This is a genomic window from Stenotrophomonas sp. YIM B13575 (genome assembly GCF_042787595.1).
Taxonomy (GTDB): Bacteria; Pseudomonadota; Gammaproteobacteria; order Xanthomonadales; family Xanthomonadaceae; genus Stenotrophomonas; species Stenotrophomonas lactitubi_B.
Window position 1 is genome coordinate 1 of the sequence record NZ_JBHZOP010000228.1, and the last position, 2,263, is coordinate 2,263.

Annotated in this window: 1 protein-coding gene; it reads right to left on the reverse strand. The window is 65.3% G+C overall.

Features of this window, described 5'->3' with window-relative positions; genetic code table 11:
• Positions 1 to 71: 71 nt before the first annotated feature.
• A complete protein-coding gene (prpE, locus tag ACFX4F_RS21395; RefSeq protein WP_099819145.1) occupies positions 72 to 1,952 on the reverse strand; it encodes a propionate--CoA ligase in 1,881 nt (626 codons plus the stop codon).
• Between the last annotated feature and the right edge of the window lie 311 nt (positions 1,953 to 2,263).

A 2,263-nucleotide genomic window follows, 5' to 3' on the forward strand; every position in this document is an offset into this window, starting at 1 on the left:
GCCGAGCCCATGCCCGGCTGAGTGTGCCTGACCCGGGCAGCCGAGCATGGGCTCGGCGCTACAGGACCGGGTCAACGGCCCAGCGCGCGGCGAATCTCTTCCAGCGCACCCGGGTCGTCCAGCGTCGACAGATCGCCCGGATCGCGCTGCTCGGCCAATGCCTGCAGCGAACGCCGCAGCAGCTTGCCCGAACGGGTCTTGGGCAGGGCGTTGACCACGTGCACGTGCGCCGGCCGCGCCACCGCGCCCAGCGACGCGGTCACCGTGGCCATCATCTCGGCCACCACCGCCGCCGGGTCTTCGCCATCAAGGCCCTGCTTGAGCGTCACGAACACCAGCGGCACCTGCCCCTTCAGTTCGTCCTTCACTCCGATCACCGCGGCCTCGGCCACGCGCGGGTGACTGGAGATTGCCTCTTCGATCTCACGCGTGCCCAGGCGATGGCCAGCCACGTTGATCACATCGTCGGTGCGGCCCAGGATGAAGGTATAGCCATCGTCATCGCGGATGGCCCAGTCCAGCGAGCTGTACAGCAGTTCCTTGAAGTGGCTGAAGTAGCTCTGCAGGAAGCGGCTGTCGTCATTCCAGACCGTGCTCATGCAGCCCGGCGGCAACGGCGGCGTCATCACCAGCACACCCTTCTGCCCGGCCGCCACTTCTTCACCGGTGTTCTCGTCGATCACCTTCATCCGATAGCCGAGATTGGGGAAACCCGGCGAGCCGAAACGCACCGGTTTCATGTCCAGGCCTGGCAGCAGTGTCAGCGCCGGCCAGCCGGTTTCGGTCTGCCAGTAGTTGTCGATGATCGGCTTGCCCAGCGCGTCGCTGATCCAGTGCGCGGTCGGCTCGTCCAGCGGCTCGCCGGCCAGGAACAGATACTTCAACGCATCCAGGTCGTGCCGATGGATGAAATCGGCATCGTGCTTCTTCAGCACGCGGATCGCCGTCGGCGAAGAGAACATCGTGCGTACGTTGTACTGCTCGCACAGCGCCCACCAGATGCCCGGATCGGGGTTGGTCGGCAACCCTTCGTACAGCAGCGAGGTGCAGCCGCCGATCAGCGGGCCATATACGTTGTAGGAATGGCCCACGGCCCAGCCGACGTCGGAGGTGGAGAACATCACCTGCCCCGGCTTGCAGTCGAACACGGTCTGCATCGACTGCGCCATCGCCACCGCATAGCCACCGACATCGCGCTGCACGCCCTTCGGCTTGCCGGTGGTGCCGGAGGTGTACAGAAGGTAGCTGGGCTCGCTCGACTCCAGCCATTGCACCGGCACATCGGTCTGCCCGATCTGCGCACGCAGGCTGGCGTACTCGACATCACGCCCTTCGATGCGGGGCTCGGCCGGATCCAGCCCGCGCGACACGATCAGCACATGCGGCGGCGGATGGCTGGCTTCGGCGCAGGCAGCATCGACCATCGCCTTGTACGGAATGAGCTTGCCGCCACGCATGCCGGCATCGGCGGCGATCAGCAGCTTCGGCTTGGCATCGTCGATGCGCAGCGCGAGGTTGTGTGCGGCGAAGCCACCGAACACCACCGAGTGCACCGCACCGATACGTGCACAGGCAAGCATGGCGAACACGGCCTCGGCCATGTTCGGCATGTAGATCACCACGCGGTCGCCGTGGCCGACACCAAGGTGTTTCAGCACGGCGGCGAAGTCGTTCACTTCGCGATACAGCTGGCGATAGGTGACTTCGCGGGTGCTGTTGGTTTCGGTGGAGATGGCGACCAGTGCGAGCTGGTCCGGGCGGTCGGCCAGATGCCGGTCGACGGCGTTGTAGCAGAGATTGGTTTCGCCACCGACGAACCAGCGCCGGAACGGCGGGTTGCTGTAGTCGAGCACCTGTTGCGGCGGTTTGTGCCAATGGATGCGCTTGGCTTCCTCGCCCCAGAATGCCTCCGGCTCGTCGATCGAACGGCGGTAGGTTTCCTCGTAGTTCATGACGCAGCCCTCCCAGACAAAGTCATGGCTTCGAGCATAGTCCGGCGTTGGCGCGCGGGCCGCCCTACCTTGGTAGGGGGTGGGGTTTTCTGCAGGGCTTGCAGCCCTGCACCCGCAGAATCAACGTCAACGTCAACGTCAAAAGCTGGGCTACTGAGGGATGGCGGGGCGGGTCCGGTTGCGGGGGACGCCGTGAATACGTCCCTGTAGCAACTGTGTTTGCAGGAGGAGCTTCGGCCCTTCCTGCAGACGGGCACGGTAGTGCCGGCCGCTGGCCGGCAGCCTCTGGATGTACGCACGCACTGACGTCA

Coding starts and splice junctions, on each gene's coding strand:
- prpE (WP_099819145.1), bottom strand. CDS start 1,952: ATGAACTACGAGGAAACCTACCGCCGTTCGATCGACGAGCCGGAGGCA.